The organism is Thalassomonas sp. RHCl1 (assembly GCF_947387555.1).
In the GTDB taxonomy this organism is placed as follows: Bacteria; Pseudomonadota; Gammaproteobacteria; order Enterobacterales; family Alteromonadaceae; genus Thalassomonas.
Map to the genome: position 1 here is coordinate 154,739 of NZ_CANDNZ010000003.1, position 26,090 is coordinate 180,828.

The following is a 26,090-nucleotide window of genomic DNA, read 5'->3' on the forward strand; positions in this document are numbered from 1 at the left end:
GTGGAACAGATCAAAAGCATGCTGGAACAGAACCCGGCAGAGATTTCTACACCCTGTTATTTTTACAGCGTCAGCCAATTGCAGCAAAATTTTCAGACATTAAAGGCGGCGCTGGGCACGCAAGTGATCCTTTCGGTCAAAGCCAACAGCAATACCGATCTGCTGATCCGTGCCAGCCACTTCCTTACCGACGGTGTTGAAGTAGCCTCCATCAAGGAGCTGCAAAATATCGTTGGCGGCGACCGTGCCCGCTACGTCAATAACCCCTCTGCCGATAAAACCTTTTTACGGGCGGCGGTATCCGGCAAAGCCCGGGTGATCGTCGACAGCCTGGCCCAGCTTGAAATCGTCGCCGAGCTCGCGAAAAAACGCCCGCCGGCAGGCATTATCCTGCGCCTGAACCCTGTGGTATTAAAACAGTTTAACGATGCCCACCCGAAAGTTCGCCCGGATCAATTCGGCATGGACTGGGACAGTGCCTGTATTGCCATCGACATCTGTAAAGCAAACAACTTGCCGCTGATGGGATTCCATTTATTTAAAGGCTCCTACAGTTTTGAAAAAAGCGCCATGGCCACCGTGGACTCGGCTAAGGGCATTATCGCACAAATGGAAAGCCGCTTCGGCCAGCCGTTATCCTTTGCCAACCTCGGCGGCGGTTTTGGCGAGCAATGGCAGCAAAGCCAATTCGACTTTGCCGCCTACCGCAAAAAGCTGGCAGAGTTGCCGCAGCACATCACGCTGGCGCACGAGTCCGGGCGTGGCCTGATGGCCAGCATAGGTCACTTTGCCGTGCGGGTGCGTTATGTCAAACAAATTGAAAATCAATACTACGCCATTTGCGACGGCGGTATTGCACAAAACTTCCTGTTGGCAAAAACGGAAAATACCCTGCGTAAACTGAAAACCCCGGCCTTATGGCAGTCTCAGGGCGGACAGGAAAATGAGCAAAAAGCCGCCTGTAGCTTTGTCGGCAGTTCCTGCAGCAAAGACGATGTCATAGGTAAACAGTCCGACGAGTATATTTTGCCTCAGCCGGGGGATATCTGCATTTTCGATCACTGCGGCGCCTATAACGCCAGCTATACGGTAGCGCCGTTTTTGCAGCTGCCCCAAGCCACAACTTATATTGTCGAATAGGTGACCCCCTTGTCTAATAACGTATCTAATAATAAAAACAATCAAGTACATGATATTTTTGGCCGCTGCATCACCTCCCATTTAGAACAAAGCGGCGCTTTGCCGCCAAAACTTGAGGTCCTGGTCAACAATGCCGTGATCACCCTGATGGGCAGCGACATGATCATCGAGGACAACTTCACTCCGATGGCTAAGTTGCAGCAGCCGCGCATTTCACAGCCGCTGGAAAGTTTTGCCCAGACCGAATTCATTGATGAGCTGACCGACAAAGTCAAACATCAAGGTTTCGGTGCGCATTTTCATCAGATTATCGGGCTTTTCGGCTCTATTATGCTGGGCTTATGCGCCACCGAGGCCCAGCAAGCATTAGTAAACGAATGGCTGGAGCAGGGACATTTCGGCAACTTTTTGATGACAGACGGCGGCGGCCCGACACTGGCCTACTGGAATACCACTTTGACCCCGCTAGATGACGGCAACTTTACCTTAAATGTCGATAAAAAATGGGGCATCGAAGGACAAAACGTTGGTTTCGGCATGGTGGTATGCCAACAAAAAGGCAAACCGTTCCCGGTAACGGTATTGTTGTCCCCGGAAAAATCACAAGCATTGCAGCAACAAGTCTGCGGCGGCACTTTCCTTGACGGCAGACTGCAACTGGGCAATGTCAAAGGCCAGGTGCAGGTCAGCAAAGATGATTTTCTCGCCAAAGGCGGTCTCGGCAGCGTCAACCGCTTTTTAACTTTAGTGCGTCCGCGTTTTGTTAAATCGCTGATGCATCATCTGTTATGGCTGCAGCAACAAGACCGCCTGATGCTGGAGCAGGACGATCTCAGCGCCATCGACTTTATTATCAATATGGCCAACTGGTGCTCCGCCAAAGATACTTTCTCCATCCATTCGGTGGACCAGGTACTGGCGCTGAAATTCACCAGCAATGAGTTGTTGCTCTCCCTGGTACGCAAAGGGGCTCTCAAGCACCTTAGCGATCAAAGGGATCTGCTCGGCTTCACTAAAATGGAAGGCAGTTCATACCGCTGTCTGTTTGAAGTTTACAGCAAATTTAAACGGGGCCGGGTATGAGCACAGCAGTATCAGAGCAGGTTGTTAGCGAACAGCCCGGTTTAACGGTAAAAGGCATAGCTTTTACACCACTACCGCAACCGTTATTTAAACAGTTGCCGCCAATTGACGAGGTGATGTCTTTGCTGGTGAAAACCCTGGGTAAACAGGTTAACGGATTGATCGAACAAACGGGGATCCCGGCGGATGAATTTAGCCGGCATTTCTTATGTTCGACCATGATCGAGATGGCATTCACCACCCAATCGGTGAAATGGCCGGACATCGCCGAGCAACTTAAAGCCTACGGCGATCATCAGCCTGATACCTTTGTCAACGCCTATGAATGTGCCTCCTGGGGTTATTCGCTGCGGCACTACCTGAAGGAAGAAAGTCTTAAGGAAGAGAGGTTTAAGCAAGAAAAACAAAGCCGCTATATGATTGTCAGTATCCTGGATGCCAATGTCTATAACTTTGATTTTTGGTGTTATAACGATCACTGGGAGCACTCGGGTTTTGGTATTAGTACTGTGATTTTAGAAATCACCGCCCCTTTAACCGACGAGCTGACCATAGGCTCTGCCGTCACCCACAACAGTGTTGCCGAATTTGCCACTGTAGTGCGCCGTACCATGATGAAAAAGCCCGGCGCCGTAGTCGCACTGCCGTTTTTCCCGGTAAATGTGCAACAGATGTTTGAAAAATTATTACGCGGCCAGCCTCAGCTGCCGGACTTACATGCCGAACACGGACACTGTTTCGGCTCAGATCCCTGGTTATCCCTGCTAACCCATGGCCTGAGCAATAAGATTGAACAGCCGGAGCGCTTTATGGCCTGCTCGGTGGCTCTTAACGGTTATTATGCCATTGCCGATCTGATGCTGACGCCGGATACCGTTTTCATCAAAAATGAGGAGTGGCAGCATGGTTAAGCAGATTCAAGGTGTAAGCGAAGCGCCAAATCAGGCCAGGATGAAACAGTTTACCGGCACCCTCACCCGCAGGCCGTTTCCAAATAAACCTTCAATTGCCGAAGCCCAGATGTTGCCGTTAACCAGTGACAGCGATTTTGAAGTCTTTACCAGCTTTAACAGCGCAACTTGCCCGGTATTGTTGAATGTGCGCGAGCATTACCAGTTGCTGTCGGATTTAGTGGATGAGGCCCAGGCACGCTGGCCGGATATTTTTATCCTGATCAGGCTTTCCATGCCCGGGGGGATGCGTATTCCCGCCAAGCTGCTGGCCGACAATGTTTTGTTGCTCGAAGACATCAGCTTTGAGGAGCAAAAGCTTATCGATATTGCCAAGGCGCTACTGGTGGTCGAAGACAGGTTCAGCCGCGTTGAAATAGACAATAACGACAACAGCATTCATTTGCGCCTTTACTTAGGTGAAAAGCTAAGTAAAGAGCCAGCTGATGACGCCCTGCAACCTTTAATTGAATGTTTAGCGCAAAGAGGAGTCGCCGGCTAATGGCTGCCCCTGTGGTCATTTCGCAATATTGGGCCGGAGATGCCACAGATCCCGGTCCGGCTATTGCCGAACTGAAGCAGCGGCTAATGGCACTGGATAAATTACCAAGCCATGCCACCTTGATCAGTGCCGGTGAAGTCGGCATATTGCGCGATCCTCAGGTGGCAGAGTTCCACCAATGGTTAAGCCAGTACTGCCAAGTGACTTTTATCAGCGCCGCCTGTACCAGTATGCATGCCGGTATTTTGGACTTTTATCACAGCACCTTAAACAACACTGTGGTGATCTCGCTGGAGCTGGACAAAAGATTTCAGCAGGCCTGCCTGAATTCATTGGGCATAGGCAATGAACAAGATCAGGATGGCCTGGATGTCGTGCCCGGGGTGGGTTTTATCGCGCTAAACCGATTGAAAGATGGTTTGGAAAAAAATGAACAGACAAGACGGCAAGTCGTGGTGGAAAAATGCCAGCTCTTTAGCCAGCAAAGCGGGATGACAGGTACACAGGCGCTTATCGGCAGATTAGCCCAGCAGCTGCAGGCCCTGCCGCAAGAGATATTACCGGTGTCGTTTGATATTTGCTCTAACTGGGGCAGATCCTTATTGATGGGAGTGAATATCCGCCTGGCAAGCAAACGCCAGTCGGTTCAGTGGTTAGACAGCATTGAAACCTGTCAACGCCATTATTTGAGCCTCAAGCCCTTATTTGAACTGCAGCTGTATAAAGAAAAACTAGTGCAGCACAGTTTAATGTTATTGACCCTGGGGGGCGGCGGCCGGGTCGGCCTGTTGCAACTGGGCAGTAATAACAATAACAAGGCAGGTGCTGCGATCGAACTGCCACAGGCCAGTTTTGAGCAACATTCACTGGCGGATGATATACGGGGTTATGAGCGAGCGCTGGATCTGCTCGGGGATAACAAGCTAGCCGGCTACCAGCAGATCAGAGACACGCTGAAATATCCTCACAGCCGCTACCGCGGTATGGATAACCATTACTTTAAATGGTAGAGAGCTTAAATGGTAGAGAGCTTTAAATAGTAAAAAGTTTTAAATAGCAAACACCCAAAACCTTAGGCAAAGGATAAGAAAAAGAATAACAGGGACAATGGCATGATAAACAAGCAAGAAATATTTCAGGAATACGACGTCGTTATCATCGGCGCCGGTTGGGCGGGGCTGGCGTTGGCGCGCCAGCTAAAAAGAGAAAATGGCGATCTGCGTATCATCCAGCTCGAAGCCGAGACTGAATATAAAGCCAAAATCGGCGAAGCCACGGTAGAAATTACCGGCCATTACTTTTTGAAAAAACTGGGACTGGCCAATTATTTATACCGTCACCAGCTGCCTAAAAATGCCCTGCGCTTTTTCTTCGACAATAAGGAACACAGCCTGCCGATTGAGCAAATGAGCGAACAAGGCACGGTTTATATTCCGCCCCACCCTGCTTTTCAGCTTGAGCGCGCCACCTTTGAATCCGCCCTGACCGAGATGAACCGCGAAGACGACATCACCATTTTACAAGGGGCCAGGATGACCGGCTTTGAACTGGACCATGAGGACGGACACACAGTGAACTTCAGGTACCAGGATCAAGCCCATCAAATCAGCGGTAAATGGCTGGTAGATGCCAGCGGCCGCGCCGGGGTGATCACCAAAAAAATGAAATGCCGCAGCCGGGAAAACATCCCCCGCCACAGCTCGGCCTGGGGCCGTTTTCGCGGTGTGAAAGACTTTGACAGTGTCGGCACTAAACCCTGGCGTGACCGGGCATCAAGCCGCTTCCTGTCCACCAACCATTTTACCGGCCACGGTTACTGGATCTGGTTTATCCCGTTAAAAAGCGGCCTGACCAGCATAGGCATAGTGTGCGATAAAACCAAGGTCGAAAATCCGCCGTTAAAGCAGGCGGACTTTATTGCCAAGCTGAAAGAGCATGCCGCCATTGCCGACTTGATTGAAGACGCCGAAATAGAAGACTTTGAAGCCTGGGGCCAGCTGGCGTACCGCGGCAACACAGTTGTCAACCGCGAGCGCTGGGGCGCGACGGGGTTTGCCGCCATGTTCCTCGACCCTTTGCTTAGCGGCGGCGGTGATGTGATTGCCATGGCCAATGACAATCTCAGCAAAGTGATCTTGGCGGATCTGCAAAACAGCGATAAGGAAGCGGCGCAAACGGCGCTGGACCAGGCGGTGCCATTTGCCAACGGCGTGCTCAAGTATTATTACCAGTTCCTCTATGCCCAGTTGATGAACCTTTACCCTGTGCTCGATTGTGCCCGGTTGTGCTCGCCGGTAATGGCGTATATTAATGCCACCTACTTTATTACCAATGCCTGGGACTATATCGAAGGCAATCTTGCAGATCCGCAGCATTTTGAAAAGCACTGCTACCTGCGCCGTGGCCACTATGCCCTGGAATTGCTGTTGCAGCGTCAGATCCTGGAAAGCCTGGAAGTGCTGCGCAGCGAAAACCGTGCTTTTGACCGCAACGATGAAAGCTTTTTTGAAACCGGCGGCGATCTGTACAAATACTACATCTACCAGATGGGACAAAAAGGCCAGGACGGTTACCGCATTGACTTTAGGGTGAAATTATTCAGCCAGTGTTTCGCCCAGGTCACCGGCGCCAAACTTGGCCTGGCCAACTTTGGCAACCGCCGCATGGTGCAAAGCGCCCTGAACCTGCCGACAATACTGAAAAACCCGACCTTTGGCCGTGAGCAGTTACCGGCCTTGCTAACTACCATGAGTGAAAATCTCACCCGCGAGTTGCAGCAAAGTACGGAGCACACGGTTTTGGTGGAGATCACCGAAGCTTCTTTCGAGGATGAAAAGGTCAATGTCACGGTTGCCGGCGATACTGCAGATGCCAAGCAGTTAAAACAGCTGCAAAGAACCGCCAACAGTATCTGGATGCGCCAGCAGGAATATATCGACCAGGACAGCTATGTGCCTGAATTCCTGCGCTATGCCCGCCAGCAACCGCAAGATCTGATGGACCCGCGCTACCCTGTGTGTCTTGAAAACACCGAGATGTTGGAAGCTTAATGGAAAAGGCAGTAGAAACCCTGATGATCCCGGCCCGTGACGGCACTAAGCTCGCCTGTCACCGCTATACTGTGCCGACAAGTGCTGAGACCACTTGCTATGGCCGGGTGCTGCTGCTTCATGGCAGCACCTTTAACAGCCGCCGTTACGCCAACATTGCCAAGGCCTGCGTAAAAAGTGGTTTTGAAGTGGTGCTGTGTGATTGGCGCGGCCACGGCGAGTCAGGGGGCAAGCCGGGCACCTGCGATTATATCGGCCAGTTAGAAGATGATATCAGCGATATTATCGCCTGGTTTGAAAAAGAGATGCCATTGCCGCTGATCCTCGGCGGCCATTCGGCCGGCTCCGTGGTCTGCCTGCGTTATCTGGAAAAATACGGCCAGAAAAAAGTCGACGCCTGCTATTTTATCGCGCCGACTTTTAACAATACCCAGGAGCCGCTGCGCTTTGATAAACCCGGCGCTCAAAGAAGCTTTTTGCTGCGTCATATGCGTAAAAAACACGGCTCCCAGGAGGCGCCGGAAAGTGCTGCCAAGCATATGCCGGTGATGGATAACCGCATGTTTTACCTGGCCACTGTCTTGCCGTTTTTACGTCACAGTACCGTGATCACCTTTCCCGGCTCAGAAAAAATGGCGGCACTTGAAGGCCGGGTACTCAATTACTCCTTTAACCTGATGGCCTCAGTTTCTATCCCGTATTACAGCAAGGCGTTTCGCAAGCTGAAAATACCCGTGGTGTTTATCTGCGGCGAAAACGACGAAGGCCTGCACCCCGAATTTTTGCCTATGTTGTGCCAGTGGCATTTAGCCCCTCAACTGGATAAAGAAGTTGTAATGCTGCCCAAGCTTAACCATATGTCGGTGCTTGGCGGTGCGGCGCGGGTATTGCCGCACTGGTTGGTGCAACGTTGGGGAGAAAATAACGGCGCTGTTGAGCAGCAATTGAGGCCACAAGCCATGCAACAGGCAGTGGAGCAGGCATCATGAACCAGACCGGCTTAAACTCCCTTTATCAAGGCAACTTCTTCTGGCAAAGGTTGCCGGGTCAGCAAACCTTGCGCGGGCTTGAACCCGGCCAGTGTTACCTTATGGGTTACCTGAGCAATGAACAAGCACTTTACCGTCAATTAAATATTGAAAATGACGATCAACAGGCCCTGCTTAATGCTGCAGTAAAAAAATGGCGTCACGAACTCAACCGCCACCTTTTCGGTGACTATCTGCTGATAAACTTTGATGGCGAGCAGCTGCAGCTAACCAGCAGTGCCCGCGCCAGCTTTACCCTGTTTTATCGGCAAAGCCAAAACGAGCAAGGGCAATACGGCCTAGCCCTGGCCAGCAACTTAAAGCAGTTAACGCAAGTCTTTGATGCAAAAATAAACCCGGTACAGCTGATGCAAACCTTGGCCTTGGGGTCGCTGGCAGACGAGCATACCTGCTTCAAGCAAATCAAGCAGCTGCAAAGCGGGGAAACCCTGATCTGGCAGCTAGCGGGAGAGACTCGTTTAAGCCACAGCTCAAACTTGCCCGTTGCACAGCAGTTAACTTTGGCGCAAAACAGCGCACTGCCGCAAGCCGAGTTGATAGCCCCCCGGCGCACAGACGATATTGAATTAACCGAGCTGTTTAACCGCCTGCCAAGCCTGGCCCATGGCTTAGGCCAGCCACTTGTTGATGCCAGCCTGGCCCATTTTGATGCCCAGGTACAGGCAACTGACAGCGATACTTTGCTGCTGGATATCAGCTGGCTCAGTGCCCGCCATATCACCTGCGAGCAAGGCATTCACAGCAGCCATAACTGGTGTAAGAGCATTTTAAAACGTCCGCTGCTGGCGCAGCGCAGCCAGTTGCAGTACAGGCAACAGCAGCTGGTTTCAGCGTATCAAACGGCAAAACAGGAGCAGAATGAAAAGCTCTCTTTTAGCCAATGGCTGGATTTGCATTATGTGATCCCCGCCTGGTGCCAGTTATTACAAGGTATTTGCCGCCTGCACGGCAAAATCCTGGTTAATCCCTATATGCACGCACAGCAGTTGATACCTTTGGTAACACAGGCTTACCAGGCACCTGCGGCATATTTTTCATTGCAGCAAGTCAGCCTGGCCAATGTCTATGACGCCATGCAGCGCCTGTTTTATAGCGGCGAGGTAGAGACGCGCAAGCTGTTTGATCTCAACCCGCTGGATACCTCGCGACTGATCCGCCGCGAACAAGACAGGCACAGGGTTGAACAATTATCCGTGCTGCTGCTGACCATGGATTACCTGACCCGGTTTCATCCGGGTCACTGAAACTGATTTCACCGTTACTTGAAACTAAAACAAAAATATAACCATAACGATAAAAGTCGAGGAAATAAAAATGGAACTAGGCCAAACCTTACCGGAGTTAAAAGAACAGGTCGCAGAAATGCTTAACATCGAAGCTGCTGATGTCGATGTTGAAGCGCCCCTGGGGGAACTTGGGGTTGATTCACTCAATATCGTAGAGCTGATCCTGATTGTTGAGCAGCTTTACCCTAATGTCATGGATCCGGATGCCCTGACATTTGACGAGCACACCACGTTGGCGCAAATGGATGAGCAACTGGTGGAGTCTTCGGTAGAAGTCTGATCCCTGGTTTCGCCTGGCAATTTTTCTTTGGTTAACTGCGGTTAATCACGGGTTTGCCAGGCGGGACTTTTTTACCCTAACACAGCGTATTTGAGTGACGTTATGAAAAAACTGTTGATTTTACTTTCGATAAATCTGCTGATCGGCAATGTTGTCGCCTGGTTTATGGGCGCGGCGCCGATTGATTTTGAACCAGTGCCTTATTCTCAACAAGAGCAGGAGCTGATCACTGAACTCAAATCTGAGCTGGCACAAAGTGGCGATGATATCGCCCTGCAGACCCAGCTTGGCTCCTTGTATTCGCTGCACAATCATCTTGATGATGCTGAACCCTTGCTGGCAGCTGCCGCTTCGGGGCAAGATGCTACTGCGCTGGCGTGGCTAAGCGGCACCCGGGCCAAACAGGCGGGGGCCATGTTCGACCCCCTGATGGGCTTGCGCAAACTCTACCTTTTGCACTCTGCCTGCAGCGATATGGACCGGGCGGTAGCAATGGAGCCGGAAAATTTTGAAATTCGCATGGTGCGTCTGGCAACCTATTCGCCCACGGCGGTAATGAATTGCAGCCTGGAAACCGCCTTTAGCGACGAAGCCTGGTTTAAACAATATTTTCAGCGTCAGGGAGCCATGGCGCCATTGGAGCTGAAACAGCAGTTTTACCTGACCATGAGCATCGCCTACGCCAAAGCCGGCGGCAGCGAAAACCAGCAAGAAGCCAACCGCTATATGGCGCAATATCAGGAATTATCCGCTGGCCGCGAACAACCGCCGCTGGTATTACAACAATTGGCGGCGGCCAATGAACTGCTGACGGAGGGCTCTTGATGGCAGTCGTTGAACTACAGGCAATATCCCGCTCTTTTGAGCTTGGCAACACACGCGTGACCGCCCTGGACAAGCTGGATCTGACTCTGGAAAAAGGCGAATTCGTGGTGCTTCGGGGAGTGAGCGGCAGCGGTAAAAGTACCCTGCTTAACCTCATCGGCGCCATGGACGCGCCCGATGCCGGGGAAGTGTTTATTCACGGCCAGGCATTAAGCTCGCTTTCGGATAAGCAAAAGTCACAATTGCGCAGCCGCTACATAGGTTTTATTTTTCAGGCATTTAACCTGATCCCGGTGTTAACCGCACTGGAAAACGTACAGTACCCGCTGTCGCTGCAAAAAGTGCCCGATCGCGAAGCCAAAGCTCGCGCTGCCAAGGCACTGGCCCAGGTGGGACTGGCAGACTTTGTTGATCGCCGCCCCAACCAGCTTTCCGGCGGACAAATGCAGCGGGTGGCCATTGCCCGCGCCCTGGTGACCAATCCGGATATTATTCTGGCGGACGAACCCACCGCCAACCTGGACTCGGAAACTTCAAAACAAATTATGGACCTGCTCGGCAGTCTGAACCGCGAAACCGGCGTGACCTTTTTATTCGCCACCCATCACGACTTTGTCTTAAGCCGGGCGTCGAGAGTATTGGAATTAAAAGACGGCCATATCGTCAAAGACGAGCAAGCGCACAACTTAACACTGGTGGAGAATTCCCCGGGAGAGAAACTTGGCTAATACTTACCTAATAAAAAATATCGGTTTCTTACTGCTGGCAACCGTCCTTGGCGGCTGTTCGGAACAAGCAGAGCAGACACCGCAAATAAGCGGAAGCCAAGCGGCTACCGCCACGAAAACAGACAAAACGATCAATACCGGCGAGCAGCTTTCGGCGGACTCAGAGCAGCCGACACAAGTGCCGACTACCAACGGTGAGCGCCGGGCGTTATTGGAATCTCTCAACATCAATGGCGGCAGCTCTATCGATGATCGCCGCCTGGCGCTGTTTGTACGCTATACCTATTTTGCCGATAACCCTCAGCGTCAGCTGGAAACGTTAGAGCAGCTGATTACTGAGATCGCCGAAATGCGCCAAACCCGCCCGGACGATCATGAACTGACCGCGTTATACGGCAGCGCCATCAGCCTGCAAACGGTATTTTTCCTCGACAATCTCGGCAAAACCAATCTGTTGTCGAAAAAAGGCAGCCGCTATCTCGATCGCGCAGTAAAAAGTGCCCCCAACCACCTGGGAGTGCGCTTATACCGTGGCATCACCTATGCCGAAATGCCGGCGTTTTTGGGTAAAGCCCGCCAGGCGGTGGCGGACTTTAAACTGATCAAACATGCCAGCACAGCCTTTCCAAGCAAACAAAGTGCAGACCAGGTTAACGAGCAAGCGAATAAAAAGTTTGCTGCGATGATCGACTATTACTACGCCATGGCCTTGATTAAAAACCAGCAGCAGGACCGCGGCATCAAACAGCTGATGTCGCTGGTAGGCAAAAACATAGCCCCCTGGTCAGAGCGGGCGGCAGTGTTAAAACAAGAGCAGGGTTAACGGTATGTTGCGATTAAAACTGGCGTTATTAAACGTACTGCGTAACGGCAGGCGCAGCTTTATCACCTTGCTGGCGATCCAGTTTGGTGTTATCAGCCTGATTTTAATGGGCGGCTTTTTTGCCTCCATGTATGAAGGCATGCGTGAAGGGGTGATCCGCTCGCAGCTTGGCCATATCCAGATTTACCAAAAAGGCTTTAACCAGTTTGGCAACCAGGAGCCGGAAAAATACCTGATAGATGCCGAAGTGCTGCAACAGGTAACCGGGCAAATTGAAGCCCTTGAACAGGTGGAGCTGGTGACGCCAAGATTAAACCTCACCGGCCTGTTAACCGACGGCAGCAAATCGCTGGCGGTTGTGGTTGAAGGCATAGACCCGGAAAAAGAGGCGCTGCTGAGCTCGGCGGTAAAATTAACCGCGGGTGAAGACCTGTTCGAGGAAGACATTGACGGCGCCTTAATTGGCGACGGTTTATTTAAATCCCTGAACCTGGAAGTCGGCGCCTCCCTGACCCTGATGGCAACCACGGCTGACGGCAGCTTTGATGCCCGCGATATCACCGCCACCGGCGCCATATCCACCGGCACCCGTGAAGTGGATAATCGCTTTATGCGCATTAACCTCAAACATGCCCAGGAGTTGATGTATACCCAGGGGGTAACCCGTTTGGTGGTGCTGCTTAAAGAAACCCAGGATACCGATGCGGTGATGGCCCAGTTAAATCGGGCCTTTAAAGAGCAAGGGCTGGCACTGGAGCTGCGCAGCTGGAGCGATTTGGCGGACTATTATCACGAAGTGGTAAACCTGTTTGACGGCATATTCTCTATCGTGCAGCTGATTGTTTTGGCCATAGTCCTGCTTGGCATCGTTAATACTATGGTGATGGCGGTGATGGAACGTACCCCGGAAATCGGCACCATACGCGCCATCGGCGGCACCCGCGGCGAAGTGATGAAGCTATTTATCAGCGAAGCCTTTATTTTGGGTCTGATAGGCAGTGTGCTCGGGGTGGTTTTTGCCGTCTTGTTGGCACAAGGCATTACCGGCGCTGGCATCATGATGCCGACCCCGCCGGGCAGTTCGCAAACCTACCCTATCCGTATTTTTACCGATGCAGATCTGCTGTGGAAAAACGGCCTGTTCGGTTTGTTGATAGCCGTGATATCCAGCATCTACCCGGCGGTAAAAGCCTCACGCATGGTGATCATCCAGGCCCTGAGATTTGCCTGATGGCCTGAAATGGAGTAATGCAAATGAATAAATTAACCATAATTTTGTTGCCGCTTGGGCTGGGTTTTATCAACCCTGCCCTGTGCGCCGAAGCAACCCAGCCAACGGTAGTGAATGGACAAATTACCGATGCGGTAGCACAACAGCCAATGGCAGATGACAGTAAAACCACAAAAGCTGAACAACAGGAAGAGCAAAAACCAGCAAAGCAAGCGCCGGTAAGCAACTTAATTGTAAGCGAAGCAATCACGCCTGCGCCTGAGCAAACTGAGGTTGCTAACACTGATGACCAGCTAAATTCTCAGTTAAGTGCCCTGCCTGATGCACCCTTACCTGATGCTCAGCAGCTGCTGGAATTTATCGACAGCCTGCGCGGTTATCAGGATCAAAGCTTTACCTTTGACTTATCCAATATCAGCTTTAAAGAAAATGAGCAAAAGCACCGCAACAAGCTGGCGGTAAAAGTACTGAGCGATGCCTCCCTCGTGGAATTTACCGCCCCGGCCCGCTCTAAAGGGCGCAAAATTTTAAAGCAGGCGCAAAACATGTGGATCCGTTTTCCCGGCACCCGCAATGTCTTGCGCATCTCACCGGCCCAGCGTTTGCTCGGGGAAGCGAGTAACGGCGATGTTACCGGCACCAACTTTTCTGAGGATTATACTGCCAGCTATCAAGGCACTGAAATGCTAAATGACAAGCAGGTGATCAAACTTGAGCTTAACGCTAAACATGACAAAACCACCTACAAGCAAGTGATGTTTTATCTCGACAGCGAAAACAACTTGCCGCTGCGCAGTGATTTTTATGCCCGCTCCGGCAAGCTGGCCAAGCAGGCTTATTACACCAAATTCAAAGAGTTTGATGGCGAGCTGAAACTGCACCGCATGAAACTGGTAGACCCGATAGTGGCAGGCAGCTACACCTGGATGATGTTTGACAACTATCAGAAACAGGATCTCGACAGTGCCATTTTCCACAAAGACGCCCTGACGAGGTAGCACCATGACGTTAAAACTCTGGCCGCTGCTTGCCCTGTTTTCTAGCCCGGTAACCTTTGGTTTTACCGGGAATAGCCTGGGAGAAGATCCCTTTGCCGATGATCCTTTCGCCGCAGATCCCTTTAATAACGATCCCTTTGTTAATGAGCCGGTGGCAGAAAACAGTGTTCACCAAAGCAGGATAGAGCTGAAAAGTTATTATCAGGATAACAAGCTGCGTAACAGTCATCCTTTCAACCCTGGAGAAGTAAAGTTTGCCGATGGCATTACCCAGGTATCACTGGATGTTGAATTGGAAAGCCAGTGGCAAAGCCAGTGGAAAACCCGCGCCAGAATCTATCAGCGCTACCTTCAGGAAAACCTGTCGGGCAAAAATCAGGACAGCAGCGACAGCCACCTGCTGGAAGGGCTTGTACAATGGCAAAGCGATAACCGTGACCTGGTGATAGAAGCGGGCCGCAGCAAACCTCAGTGGAGTAACGGTTACAGCTATGACATTGCCAACATGCTGCAACCCCAACGCACCCTGCCCTATATCGATCAGGACAATGCGCTGCAAAGCAAAGGCTGGGATATGATATCCGGTCAGTACTTTTCCGGCCCCTGGTCGTTTGCCACTTATTTGGTGGCGAGCGACAGCCGCTATCTCGATGCCGATACCGAAGCGGTATTACGCCTGGGTTATCAGCAAGATGACGCCTTTTCCCTGCTATTACACAAGATAGACGGCCAGGACCTGTCATTCGGCGCTACCTACTCCAGCCTGCTGAGCGACGCCATCACTTTTCGGGCCGAATGGACCCGCCACAGCTATCGGCAAATAGAACCTTTGCAGGTAAATAGCTGGCAAACAAAAGATAAGTCTAACTACCAGCGTTTTGTGGTTGGCTCCACCTATACCGCAGACACAGGATGGTCGCTGACCGGCGAGTATTTTTACAACGGACACGGCGCCGGTGAAAAGGAATGGCAAAACCTGACCGATGACGCCAAAGCCTCTGCCGAGCGCATCAAGCAAAACCAGTCGAGCGATCCGGCAACCGACTACAACAATGCCTTTGCCGGCCTGGCATTTATGGGTCAGGGCTGGCTGCGTGAGCGTTATCTTTCTGTGATGTTTATGTCGGCAGAAAGCGACAACCTGTGGCAATTACGCCTGAGCTCGCAAATAAGCCTGGACGATGACAGCCAGCTGCACCGCTTTGAACTGCTTAAATCATTCACCGACAACCTGTCGGCAAGGCTGCAATGGCAAGTCTTTAACGGCTGCGAGCTGTGCGAATACGGCCTCAATCCCAGCAAGAACAATATCCGTTTGACCGCCAGCTACCTGTTTTAAGCGCTCTGGCGCAATAACTTCAAAATTATAAAAACGATAATAAAAAATCGAGAGGTAAAAGATGGACTTTAACAATAACTACCGTGTTGATCTGCGAGACCTCAACTTCCTGTTGTGGGAGCAATTCGACATTGAAAACACTCTGCTTGACCCGTCCATAAATGCCGAATACAGCAAAGACTTTATCCAGCAGCTGTTATTTCATGCCCGCGACTTTGCCTATAACGAGCTGGGCGCTAACTACCAAAGAGCCGATCGCGAAGGCTGTAAATTACTTGAAGACGGCACGGTACAATTGCCGTCGAAATACCCGGAAATCTGGCAAAAATACACAGACGCCCAATGGGGCCGGTTAAGCTCGCCGCCGAAATATGATGGCCTGGGCTCCCCCTATATGGTGGCGCAAATGGTTTACGAAATCTTCCAGGGCGCCGACGCCTCGTTTATGGTGTACCCGGGCTTTTGCAGTCCGGCCATGCACCTGATCGAAAGATTTGCCACCGAAGACGTAAAACAGCGTTTCAGCCAAAAACTGGCCACCAACGAATGGGCCGCCTGTTTATGCATGACTGAGCCACAAGCAGGCAGCGACGTAGGTGCGATAACCACCAAGGCCATCCCGCAAGAGGACGGCAGCTACCATATTGAAGGCGGTAAGATATTCATCTCCGGCGGTATGCACGACTTAACCGATAACATCGTCTACATGCTGCTGGCCCGGGTAGAAGGCGCACGCGGCGGCACCACAGGTTTATCCTGTTTTGTCGTGCCCCGTTTTGAACAGCAAGAAGGCGGCACCCTAACCGACAACCACGTACGCTGCATCCGCCTGGAAGATAAAATGGGTATCCACGGCTGCGCCACCGCCCAACTAAGCTTTGGTGACAACGGCCCCTGTAAGGCCTATTTACTCGGCGAGCGGGAAAACGTTGGCTTGCGCCAGCTATCTACTATGATGCACATGGCACGGATCTCCACCGGCATCTACGCCTTAGGTTTAGCCGGACGCGCCTACATGAACGCCGCCGAATACGCCGCTGAGCGCATACAGGGCACCAGCTTTAAAGAAGCCTTTAACCCCAAAGCGGAAAAAGTTTCAATCATGGCTCACGTAGACGTGCGCCGTATGCTGCTGGAAATGAAGTCCAAGGTAGAAGGCTGCCGGGCACTGATCCACAAACTGACTTTTCATCAAAGCTGGGTAACCAACCTGCAAACACTGCAAGAGATGCACCCTGAAAAAACCGAAGAATATAAGGCACAAAGCAAACACCACGAATCCCTGGTAAGCTTGCTGACCCCGATAGTAAAAGCCTACACCTCAGATCAGGCATGGCGGGTAGCAGAGCTAGCTATACAAGTATACGGTGGCCACGGTTACGTAAAGGATCACCCGGTAGAGCAAGTAGCGCGGGACGTGAAGATACTGTCAATTTGGGAAGGCACTTCATTTATCCAGTCGGCAGATCTGATGAAAGACAAGCTGGGTATGGGCCTGACTTCAAAGCTGCTGAGTATTTACCAAGAACAGGTAGAAGCTAGCATAACCCGCAACCGTAATGCCGGTGTTCTACTGGCAGAAACCGATGCTCTAGAATTGTCACTAGCAAGCTTTATCGAAACCCATGCCCTGATGGGGCGGTGGGTAAAAGAGCGTAAAGTGGAGCTGATATTTTCGGTATCGACCCGCTTTTTGGAAATGATGGCGGAAGTGACCTTATCATGGTTGCTGCTCGATGGTGCTGTGATAGCATCGAAAAAGCTAGAAAATCTTGAAGACCCGCAAGATGAAGTTTTCTACCAAGGTAAGATCGCAAGCGCTCAGTTCTATACCAATAATATATTACCGGGAGTTAAATCTAAGGCTGAAATTATCGCCAAAGAAGATACTTCAGCACTGGAAGCTACTGAGGGGATTTTCTTACAACGTACCGATTTATATGGTTAATGATGATTAGGTAACCCAAACACTTTTAAGTTCGGTTTTAAGCCGCGAACGTCGTAGATACCAGGAGCAGTAAGCCCCTTGATTTAAGCTAGACCCTGTAACAGTAGTATCAGAGTCTCTTTTCAAGGGGTTAATAAGTGAATTTTAAGCTATTGTAAAATGAAAAGGGACTTGACCCTCCCAGCCTTATTGGTTTATCAAAAGAAAAGTTATATATTAGTGATATGAATTAGTTTTTTCTGAGTTTAGAAAGTTAACGATATCATTGATACTATGAAGAGGAGTTCCTTGCTCCCAGTAATGAAAGAACCTTTGAGATAGACTTTTAGCTTCTTCAGCACAAACTAGTCGGATCTTGGCTAAATCTGATCCGTTCTCATTATCAAAAATAAAACCACAAATGGGTTTGCTCTCCATAGAAATATCTCCCTCTTTAGGGATTTGATAGATTACTGAAATATCCTCTGGTTGTTTTGGAGTAACTAATATTTTTAGCTCCAAATTGTGCTCTAAATCAGATTCAAAAACAGGCTTCATACTCTCCACATTTTCTAAGTTTGGAAACCAGTAAAGTCGCTTTACTTTCATTTTCTCTGTTTTACTCTTTCTATGAATCCTATTTCGAAATTCATCAAATTCTTCAGTTTTATTTGCCCAAGCCTTTGGATTATTTAGAGCGCTGATTCCAGCCCAATACATATTATCAGGAATTCGTTTTCCAATTTCTTGTAAGATGCCATCAATTAATGGGTATTCTTCGATACTTGGACTCCCTCCACCTTCTAAATCACGAAGATAGGTTTCAAGTTTTGGCAATCGTTCCGACATTAAGTTAACTAATGCTGCTCCAAAGGCCTTAGCAGGAAGAGCTGCTGCATCTGTAGGTAAGTTTAATTCTGCGCTTTTACTTCGAAGCTCCAAAATTTCAGTATAATGAGTAACTTTGCTGACTTTTTTCTTTATATCTTGAAGTTCTATAGAAACTTTTTCGTCAATATGCTTATTTTGTTCTTGAACCAGTGCTCTAATTTCACTAATTTCTTCATACAATTTATATAAGGTTAATACTACACCTGTTAGAAATGTACCTATTCCCAATATTGTTACTACACCTTTTAGTTCTTCTGTAACTGGATAGCTATCTTCAATAGGAAATGAGATTAGAATCAAGCCTATAATCGTCGCAAATGCTCCTACACCCACAATTATTGGCTCTATTTTCTTCATATGCCTCTTCGCCACTCAAGTTAAGGTAAAAATATTGATAACTAATGAAAAACTAATAGTCCCACAGTTTAAAGTTTATTATAGCTTCAGAAATGAATAAAAAGGCTGTTTTTCTTCAGTATGCTTATCTTTAGTGGCAGATGCTGAGCCTGTATCTAAAGTACTTTATCTATCGCATTTTTCGCGGTCTTATAGAGTGTATTTATCATCAATTCCAGCACCCAGCGAATGAACTTCGTAGTAAGCGCTTCGACTTTTTGCTCTGCCCTACCAACGAAAACCAAGATATGCCCCAATATGCCTTTGAGTTGCTCACCTGCTTTTATGGAAACTTGGGCGATACCATTAAGGCAGCGAGCTAATATATCGTAAAACGTTAAACCTACGGGCAATGACGCTTGTGTCAAAATAGCACTATACTGCCCGGTAATTTTAAGAAGGGTGATAAGTGCATTAGTGATACGGCGTTGCCAGCGCTGGCTAAAGTTTGCCTGATGACGGTTTTCATAACGCAGTGCCACAGGCTCAATATTTATGGCTTGGAGTCTACTAGCCATACTGTTAAAGTCTTGATGTTCCCCTACTGTATTTATATAGTCTGGGGCATCATTTTCCATAAGATGAGCTGAAGCGCTTAACCTTGCACTATGACTCATCGCTAACTAATATTTGCCTGCCGTATGGGCAAAAGGCCAAGTTGGCACATAAGGTACGGGATCTGCGCCATGTACCATACGGTGGTGTTCAATGTTTAACGCAGCTTTGGGAGAAAAATGGCCTAGCACAACTCTTGGGGAGCCAAATGTATAGAGCTTAGCGGGAATACTGCGCTCACTTGCCCATATAGCGGTCAGTTGTGCCAGTGCGCCTCCTAAACTATGACCAACACAGTGCATACATTTAGGTCGGTGTTCTGTCACGTACCTGTCAAATGCCGGTCGCATACTGCGGAATGTTTTTTGAAAGCCTGCATGCACCCCGATGTTTTTGGGTCCATTAGTGATTCCTATATGAAAGTTTGTTAGCCGGTCGGAGGCTGAACTAAATTCTGTGCCGCGAATGGCAATAACATGGTGATCTTTAAATTGCGGGTTTTTACCTTTGGCTGTGATGGCAAAACCTGTGCTTCTGTAGAGCAATTGATTAATCAAGCCGCCGCTGGTGCCTTTTATTTGGGCGTTGGTGAGTTTGAAATTTTGTACAAAGTTACTGTGCAGTGGCAGTTTAAAGTTATCAGCATATTTAATATCGTAAATCTGTGCAGTAACACTTGCCGCTACAGCGGGAGAGAGCGTTCCTTCCATTGGTTAATACTCCGTTAACTTATTGATATTTCCGTTATTGACTACATACTCTTTATCGCCGTCGTAAAGCATATTGGGGGTGAAATCTTCTTCCCTGCGGCAGATGCTGGTGGCAATATTTTTTCGGTTGGCGTTGTAGTGGGTAAATTCAAAATCAACGCGCTTATTGGTGAGTTCACAGTTTAAAAATGACAGTTTTTTGCTGTATTCAGGTACTTCTTTAAAAGCTGTTTGGGCAGCGCCCCAAAGGCGGTATATTTCTTCATCTCGTTCAATATAAATATTTTGAGTTACCCGCTGCTCAGAAAAGCGGGTTGCGGGCAATTCTGGATTGAATAATGATCTCAGGAAAGGTAAAGAGGCCGCTACTATCGGTTATTACATGATTCAGCCGTTTTTTATCGTCCATGTAAATGAGTTGACGTGACACTTGGATATTGGCGACAGGTATTCCATTTTCTTTGACGACACCTTTAACTTCAGGGCATAAGTAGGCATCTTTTTTCTTTAACCAGCCAAACATATCGGCTCCTATACTAAATATAGATAAAGAAAGTAGACAAGGCAGAATAAGCAAGTGCACGGAGCGAAAACGGAAATACGAAGAACGGCGCTCCTTACTGTCAGACATTAGCTTTCCTTGCTACTGGTAGTTTTTAACGTTGTGCTATTAAGTTTATCTAAGCAATTCTTTTCGTCTATTAAATAAACGGCTCAAAACAGACTTAGAAACCTAAAAATTATAATTGGTCTTCTTTTAGCCACTTAATTATTGTGTTTGACACCAAACAACATTTGAATAGCTTTAATCAATTACTGATACCTATCAAACTCAAATTGATTCTTTCATGGTGCTTAGTGTCTATTTTTTGCGGGTAACACCAACCTAGCTGGCTTTTTAAATATCTAATAAGGTGGGGTTGAGCGCTAAAACCAAATTGATAGGAGGTTTCTACCCAATCAATATCACCTATATCTCTTTGATACAAATGCTCAAGCAATGCCTCTAGTTTATTAATTGGCTGGCATTGCTTTAGTGTCATTCCTATAACCTTGTTAAATGCCCTTTCAAGTGTTCTTCAGGTGCAGTGTAATTTATTTCCCAGGTCATGGCGATAACTTGTAAAAATCCCCCTAACTTACACAAGCTTGAGGGATTCGTCAGTGGCCGGCCTTTTTTATATCAGCTAAGACCGAGTGATTAATGAAAACAAAATCTGGCTCTACCGGTAGGTGAAAGCCTGCTTTGTTTCTTTATATAGTAACGATTAATTAAATCGTTTTCTCCGGCTGTAAAGGCCCATTAGTGCCAATGCCAATAAACTTGCACTTGCAGGCTCAGGAACTTCTCCGACAATAGTCTCCGCGGTAGCAGATATCAGTTTAAAATCCCCCGATATTGCACTAACATCAAATTCTAACAGACCATTTGTGCTATTGGCATCAACCAGGCTCTTGGGGATCACAGCTTCGAAGGAAAAAAAGCCGGTATATCCAGCAGTATCGATACTGTGTCTGACATAGTAGCCATCTGCACAAGTTGTACCACAGTCTTGTCCAAAAGACTGCCATGTGTGTCCCGGCTCATAATGCTCATGAACAACTTCATGGCGATCCATATGGCTTGCACTTGCATTTCCCGACGCTATATTTGCAATATTGATATTGGCGGTTTCCATAATATCTTGGTAGTAATAATAGATATGCTCGGAATATTTAGGAAACCTTGAGTAACCCCAACTATCGGATCGGTACTCGAACTGTCCAATAGTGCTATCCCATTCGCCATCCTCCCAGGGATCGTCATCATCTGCCATATAAGTCTCATCAACAAATGAAAAAGTCACGACGAGATTGTCATAAACTTGTCCGCTTAAATCAAATTGCCCGGAAATACTGTTATTACTGCCATTTGAATTAAGAAAATGATTATCGGTCAGATTATCTTGGATTAAACTCGCACCGGCAGTACCCGTAAACAAAAGAGCAGAGAGTAAAGTGCAGAGAGTTTTATTATTCATAGTTTTGTCCCTAAAGTTGTGTGTTTTAAATAAAGCAAACGGTTGAGTGAAGAATAGTCAAATGTTGACCCAGAAAAGCATTCAATTTGTGGGGGCCTTGTTTGCTTCCCGATTTGCTCTTTGTGTTTTGGTATAAAAAAATAAAAATAGATTAGAAGGCATATATAAAATTGTTACCCTCCTTTTATTACAACGATTTATACCTGAACAATTATAATTTTTAGGCTTAAACAAATGTATTACACCGATATTACACCTAGGTAATATGCAATTCTTGCGTATTTTGGTTTGTGCTGTTCTAGTTTATGGATGTTCGGTTTTGTTACTGATGAATTTGAAGGTTTTATTCGCAGGTTTTATCGTGAGAAAAGTTTTATCGGCATTGGTTTGGGCCGTCAGCTGCCAGCCAGGAGATTAGGAGGACAAGTACAATGTTCCGACAAGGCCATGAAATAACAATAGAAAGCCTCATATAATATTTTTTAGGTGCTCACATGTAAGCGTGTGTACTGTAGGCGTGGACACCCAAAAATTGTATAAGCCAAACACTGAACCTACGTTCAAGCTGGATATCCTGCCAGTAACAATAAGGTATACCACAGTTTGCGGATGTCCAGCCTTGTTAACCTTGTCTTGTGTTGACTAGCTGATGTTGTCGTAGGCATATTTTAAGTTCGGTTGTCCATGTCTCTCTCCTGGCCCATTCAATAAGAGGTGCATCAATATATTATTTTCCCACTCTTATAGATTAACTATAGTTACATATGAAAAGTCTCTATGTTGGTAAAGGAGCAAGGCATGTTTGAGTTACAGAAGAAAGGCAAAAGCAGCTTTCACAAGCTAACTAATCGTACTCTGGGCAGAGTAAATGCTATTCCGCATATCAGTAAAAGCCGTATTGCGATTCAAAATATTCTCAATGATAGCCATTTGCCAATGGATGGGGAGAAGAACGTAGCAAGACATCGAACCCGCGGTGTTAAAGAGCCTGCCAAGGCTGGTTCAATGGCTCAGTCTTTCGGCGGGCCGATGCTGACTAGCGCCGATAAAATTGGCAGGGAAGAGCCTGACGGGCAAGATCAAAATACATCAGTGACCAGCATGACAAAATTTACCAAATCGCCAACTCAAAAAGGATTGTCGATAGAGGTAGAAGGAGAAAATCTTTTTTCATCCACTGATTACCCGGGAGGTTTTCGTTGGACGCAAACCATTGATACCAATGCGCCGTTAGGTGGTACATCAACCCCTTATGTAGACCCACGGCCAAATGATGATAGCAAACCCTTTTATTGGACCGATGCGGAGCATGCCAGCAGCCCTTCTACCTTTACAGATAAACCATGGCGACCTGTACCGGCATCCGGGACAACTTGGTGGACTGCAACTCTAGCTTTAAATGGCGTAGATGATGCTAAAAAGAAAGTGACGGCATTTGATGCGATCTCTTATGGCTTTAAACTCGATAGTGCTGGTACCGTCACCCTTGTTCAGCCTACATCCGTGACCTTGACGAGTCACCAAAGTGTTTTATCTTCTGAGTTTTCATCATGGACCTTTAGCTAGCGAAAGGGGACTATGGCTATTAGCAAGGCTTACTTCGGCACTGGTTGCTAAAATCGATCATATGCTAATTAAAACATTGGATTAAAAATGAGGTCAGAAGAGTCAGGCCCTGCTCTTTGCAATGCTGAAAGCCTTTAGAAACTGACAGTGCAACAAACAAGACCTGACCCCGTAAGTGATTGTGTTATAAAGCTAACCTGAGCCCAAAGTTTTTAAACTTTAAATTTCGAAATAGAAGCATTAAGCGTATTCGAAATGTCGGTAATTTCACTTGAGTGTTGGTTCAGCTCTTGGCTCAGTGAATTAACGTCATCCACTTTAATAACCAGTTCATTAACCTGTTTGCTAATATCCAGAGAGACTACCGACTGCTCTTGTGCGGCAGTCGCTATCTGTGTTGTGACATCGTTCACCGCGACAAAACCGTCGCTGATACTGCTAATAGAGCTTCCTACTTTATCAGAGTTGTCCATCAAACAAGTAAATTCACCTTTTGTTTCTTCCATGCCTGATGATACTTCCTGAGCTTTTGATTTGAGCGTTTCTATGGTCTGTGAAATTTCTTTGGTGGATAACTGAGTGCGTTGAGCGAGAGAGCGGACTTCATCGGCCACTACAGCAAACCCCCTGCCCTGCTCGCCCGCCCTGGCAGCTTCAATGGCCGCATTTAAAGCGAGTAAATTGGTTTGTTCCGCAATGCCGTTAATCACGTCAACAACCTGGTTAACACTGGTTACTGTTTCACTCAGCTCAGCTATGGCTGTATCTGCTGTTTCTAAATTATTACGAATATTGCCAACCGAGTTGTCGGCTTGCTCCATGGCGTGACGCCCATTTTCAATTTCTTTTTTGGCTTTAGAAACTATGCCAATGGCATTTTCACACACCCCTGCTACTTCACTGGCACTGTGCGACAATTCTTCAATGGCGGTGGCTATTAAGTCGGTGGATTGTTTTTGAGAGTCCACCAATTCCATGCCCAAAGATGCACTGCCGGATAACTGGTGTGACGCTTTAGAAGTTGACTCTGAGCTATGTTTGACGTCAGAAATAATCTTACTTAATGAATCAACCATCACATCCAGAGCATCATTTAGCTGGCCTAATTCATTGTCAGATTGAATGGTTCTGTTGCCGCTACTTGTTAAATCTCCTTTAGCCACAACCAGCGCCGCCTGCCTTAACCTTTCGATTGGCTTAACCACTTTTGCAATGATAAAGGTGTAACACGCCATGAAAAAGATTAATAAAATGACCACAAAGGCAATGGCAATCGTTACCTTTGAACTGACTTGATCAGAAACCAGGTTAAACTCTTCTAGTTTTCTCTTGCTAAGCATTGTCATGAACTTATCAACCGGGGCAAAAATCTTGTTGCGCTCTTGATGATAGCTATGGTCAAACAGTAAATTTATCGCTTTTTTCCATTGCTTTATTTCTTCCCCGGTGAGCTGTTCCGGTACTTTGTTTTCAAATGGCTCTATTAAATTAAATGCTTCTTCTTCCGTGGTAATTAATTTGAAAGACAAATCGACGGATTTATCCAGTAATTGCAGTTCCTGTTTTGTAAACTCATTCTCTACCAATAGTTCCCTAAATGGAATTTTTCGGCCGTCCGGGCGAGGAGCTTTACCTTCGATTTTGTCTACAATTGAAAAATATTCATCTTTGAATTTAGGGTCTAAGGTTGCCACGTAAGTTCGCGCTAATCGCGTTAGCGCGTCTGAATCGAGCTGAACTTCTTGGGCTAATTTGTATGAGTTAAGCCGTTCGTTGGCACTGGTAACCGACGCTTCTTGAGAAGACGATAACATGAAGGTTAAAGTAAGGATGCCGAATAATATGACGCCGGCGCTGGTAAACATGATTTGAAGGAGTTTTCTGATGGTCATAGAAAGGTAACTGCCTGAATAATACTTACCTAAAGTTAGAAGATAATTTGCTACTTTTCATTTAATTATTTTAAAAATTATCTTTAACATTCCTTCTCTTTTTTATGCGCAGGTGAGTGCCGTGAAGGATCCATCCATTGGATTCTACTGACAAATCTCTTTTGTGCGTAATGAAAGACCTGGCTCTCCAAGTGCCTGATAAACGGCCCCTGGTGCAATTTGAAAGTACTCCACACATTTAATTCTGGAGCTTAACAGGTGTTTTATAAGTAAGGCACTTTCTCTGAGGCCCGAACAGAATTAAAGTTATTCTATTGATACTTAAGTGATTTGGCGCCAGTTGCCGATACCTAAAACATTTGAACCCTATGAGCTAACCCTGTCGTCATAGATTTTACGACAATGCTTAATATCGTCATGATGTTCGCCCGCCCAAGATACTAATTGATACAAAGGTTTAACGATGCCACTGCCCATTTCAGTGAGCTCGTATTCAACTCTTACGGGGACTTCTGGAAAGACGGTTCTTTTCACATAACCTTCTCGTTCTAAGTCTCGCAGCGTTTGCGTTAACATCCGCTGGGAGATGCCTATGATTCTTGATTTAAGTGAGTTAAACCTGTCAGAACCATCCACCAAGGCAAATAGAATTAACATAGACCACTTATCTCCTATTTGAGCGACAACATTACGAATGGGACACTCATCATCGTTGTAGAACTTTCGCCTTTCTGTTTTGTTTTTTTCTGCCACTACACACCTCTTCTTTTCTTCTTTTCTCATTATCCGCCTTTGCACAGGTTACCTTTTTGTGCCTAGAGCAGGTTTTGGTACCTAATTGTAACCTT

The 26,090-nt window shown here is 47.7% G+C and carries 26 protein-coding genes; 17 read left to right on the top strand and 9 right to left on the bottom strand.

Annotated elements, in window-relative coordinates; genetic code table 11:
• The 16 genes from QL234_RS11070 (at position 1) to QL234_RS11145 (ending at position 17,232) form a co-directional block, all read left to right on the top strand.
• The gene (locus QL234_RS11070) at positions 1-1,140 is read left to right on the top strand and encodes an alanine racemase (protein WP_281557898.1); all 1,140 of its coding nucleotides are present in this window, start codon (positions 1-3) and stop codon (positions 1,138-1,140) included.
• Positions 1,141-1,149: 9 nt separating this feature from the next.
• A complete protein-coding gene (locus QL234_RS11075; protein WP_281557899.1) occupies positions 1,150-2,223 on the top strand; it encodes a hypothetical protein in 1,074 nt (357 codons plus the stop codon).
• On the top strand, positions 2,220-3,134 hold the full coding sequence (locus tag QL234_RS11080) for a hypothetical protein (RefSeq protein WP_281557900.1): 915 nt from the start codon (positions 2,220-2,222) through the stop codon (positions 3,132-3,134). Before QL234_RS11075 ends, QL234_RS11080 begins: the two co-directional genes overlap by 4 nt.
• The gene (locus QL234_RS11085) at positions 3,127-3,675 is read left to right on the top strand and encodes a hypothetical protein (protein ID WP_281557901.1); all 549 of its coding nucleotides are present in this window, start codon (positions 3,127-3,129) and stop codon (positions 3,673-3,675) included. The genes QL234_RS11080 and QL234_RS11085 overlap by 8 nt, the downstream gene beginning before the upstream one ends.
• A complete protein-coding gene (locus tag QL234_RS11090; RefSeq protein WP_281557902.1) occupies positions 3,675-4,685 on the top strand; it encodes a hypothetical protein in 1,011 nt (336 codons plus the stop codon). The genes QL234_RS11085 and QL234_RS11090 overlap by 1 nt, the downstream gene beginning before the upstream one ends.
• 102 nt (positions 4,686-4,787) lie before the next feature.
• Entirely contained in the window at positions 4,788-6,725 is a 1,938-nt protein-coding gene (locus QL234_RS11095) for a tryptophan 7-halogenase (protein WP_281557903.1), read from the top strand.
• Positions 6,725-7,714 carry an alpha/beta fold hydrolase gene (locus tag QL234_RS11100; protein WP_281557904.1) on the top strand — a complete coding sequence of 330 codons (990 nt, stop codon included), beginning with the start codon at positions 6,725-6,727 and terminating at the stop codon, positions 7,712-7,714. The genes QL234_RS11095 and QL234_RS11100 overlap by 1 nt, the downstream gene beginning before the upstream one ends.
• The gene (locus tag QL234_RS11105; protein ID WP_281557905.1) at positions 7,711-9,018 is read left to right on the top strand and encodes a hypothetical protein; all 1,308 of its coding nucleotides are present in this window, start codon (positions 7,711-7,713) and stop codon (positions 9,016-9,018) included. The genes QL234_RS11100 and QL234_RS11105 overlap by 4 nt, the downstream gene beginning before the upstream one ends.
• A gap of 70 nt (positions 9,019-9,088) precedes the next feature.
• Positions 9,089-9,340 carry an acyl carrier protein gene (locus QL234_RS11110; RefSeq protein WP_044831156.1) on the top strand — a complete coding sequence of 84 codons (252 nt, stop codon included), beginning with the start codon at positions 9,089-9,091 and terminating at the stop codon, positions 9,338-9,340.
• Positions 9,341-9,442: 102 nt separating this feature from the next.
• Entirely contained in the window at positions 9,443-10,165 is a 723-nt protein-coding gene (locus QL234_RS11115) for a hypothetical protein (protein ID WP_281557906.1), read from the top strand.
• Positions 10,165-10,893, top strand: coding sequence for an ABC transporter ATP-binding protein (locus QL234_RS11120; RefSeq protein WP_281557907.1), 729 nt, complete (start codon positions 10,165-10,167; stop codon positions 10,891-10,893). Before QL234_RS11115 ends, QL234_RS11120 begins: the two co-directional genes overlap by 1 nt.
• The gene (locus QL234_RS11125) at positions 10,886-11,716 is read left to right on the top strand and encodes a hypothetical protein (protein WP_281557908.1); all 831 of its coding nucleotides are present in this window, start codon (positions 10,886-10,888) and stop codon (positions 11,714-11,716) included. Before QL234_RS11120 ends, QL234_RS11125 begins: the two co-directional genes overlap by 8 nt.
• 4 nt (positions 11,717-11,720) lie before the next feature.
• Positions 11,721-12,947: an FtsX-like permease family protein gene (locus QL234_RS11130; RefSeq protein WP_281557909.1), complete on the top strand. Its 1,227-nt coding sequence runs from the start codon at positions 11,721-11,723 to the stop codon at positions 12,945-12,947.
• Positions 12,948-12,970: 23 nt separating this feature from the next.
• Positions 12,971-13,945, top strand: a complete 975-nt coding sequence (locus tag QL234_RS11135; RefSeq protein WP_281557910.1) for an outer membrane lipoprotein-sorting protein — start codon at positions 12,971-12,973, stop codon at positions 13,943-13,945.
• A gap of 4 nt (positions 13,946-13,949) precedes the next feature.
• Entirely contained in the window at positions 13,950-15,284 is a 1,335-nt protein-coding gene (locus tag QL234_RS11140) for a hypothetical protein (protein ID WP_281557911.1), read from the top strand.
• 61 nt (positions 15,285-15,345) lie between these two features.
• Positions 15,346-17,232: an acyl-CoA dehydrogenase gene (locus tag QL234_RS11145; protein ID WP_281557912.1), complete on the top strand. Its 1,887-nt coding sequence runs from the start codon at positions 15,346-15,348 to the stop codon at positions 17,230-17,232.
• A 216-nt stretch (positions 17,233-17,448) separates the two neighbouring features.
• Here the strand turns inward: QL234_RS11145 and QL234_RS11150 are convergent, their stop codons facing one another.
• The 7 genes from QL234_RS11150 to QL234_RS11180 form a co-directional block, all read right to left on the bottom strand.
• Positions 17,449-18,459: a hypothetical protein gene (locus tag QL234_RS11150; protein ID WP_281557913.1), complete on the bottom strand. Its 1,011-nt coding sequence runs from the start codon at positions 18,457-18,459 to the stop codon at positions 17,449-17,451.
• Positions 18,460-18,614: 155 nt separating this feature from the next.
• Positions 18,615-19,076 (bottom strand): hypothetical protein, encoded by a 462-nt coding sequence (locus tag QL234_RS11155; RefSeq protein WP_281557914.1) that lies wholly within the window; start codon positions 19,074-19,076, stop codon positions 18,615-18,617.
• Between the two features lie 45 nt (positions 19,077-19,121).
• Complete coding sequence (locus QL234_RS11160; RefSeq protein WP_281557915.1) at positions 19,122-19,763, bottom strand: lipase family protein; 642 nt, start codon at positions 19,761-19,763, stop codon at positions 19,122-19,124.
• A 3-nt stretch (positions 19,764-19,766) separates the two neighbouring features.
• On the bottom strand, positions 19,767-20,087 hold the full coding sequence (locus tag QL234_RS11165) for a DUF6795 domain-containing protein (RefSeq protein ID WP_281557916.1): 321 nt from the start codon (positions 20,085-20,087) through the stop codon (positions 19,767-19,769).
• Complete coding sequence (locus tag QL234_RS11170) at positions 20,065-20,394, bottom strand: DUF6795 domain-containing protein (protein WP_281557917.1); 330 nt, start codon at positions 20,392-20,394, stop codon at positions 20,065-20,067. Before QL234_RS11170 ends, QL234_RS11165 begins: the two co-directional genes overlap by 23 nt.
• A gap of 178 nt (positions 20,395-20,572) precedes the next feature.
• On the bottom strand, positions 20,573-20,806 hold the full coding sequence (locus QL234_RS11175; RefSeq protein WP_348650709.1) for a hypothetical protein: 234 nt from the start codon (positions 20,804-20,806) through the stop codon (positions 20,573-20,575).
• A 225-nt stretch (positions 20,807-21,031) separates the two neighbouring features.
• Positions 21,032-21,784, bottom strand: a complete 753-nt coding sequence (locus QL234_RS11180) for a PEP-CTERM sorting domain-containing protein (RefSeq protein WP_281557918.1) — start codon at positions 21,782-21,784, stop codon at positions 21,032-21,034.
• 798 nt (positions 21,785-22,582) lie between these two features.
• Between QL234_RS11180 and QL234_RS11185 the strand changes: the two genes are divergently transcribed.
• Entirely contained in the window at positions 22,583-23,350 is a 768-nt protein-coding gene (locus QL234_RS11185) for a hypothetical protein (RefSeq protein ID WP_281557919.1), read from the top strand.
• Positions 23,351-23,562: 212 nt separating this feature from the next.
• On the opposite strand, the gene QL234_RS11190 is transcribed toward QL234_RS11185, so the two are convergent.
• On the bottom strand, positions 23,563-25,242 hold the full coding sequence (locus tag QL234_RS11190) for a methyl-accepting chemotaxis protein (protein WP_281557920.1): 1,680 nt from the start codon (positions 25,240-25,242) through the stop codon (positions 23,563-23,565).
• Positions 25,243-25,608: 366 nt separating this feature from the next.
• Positions 25,609-26,025, bottom strand: a complete 417-nt coding sequence (locus QL234_RS11195) for a helix-turn-helix domain-containing protein (protein WP_281557921.1) — start codon at positions 26,023-26,025, stop codon at positions 25,609-25,611.
• Between the last annotated feature and the right edge of the window lie 65 nt (positions 26,026-26,090).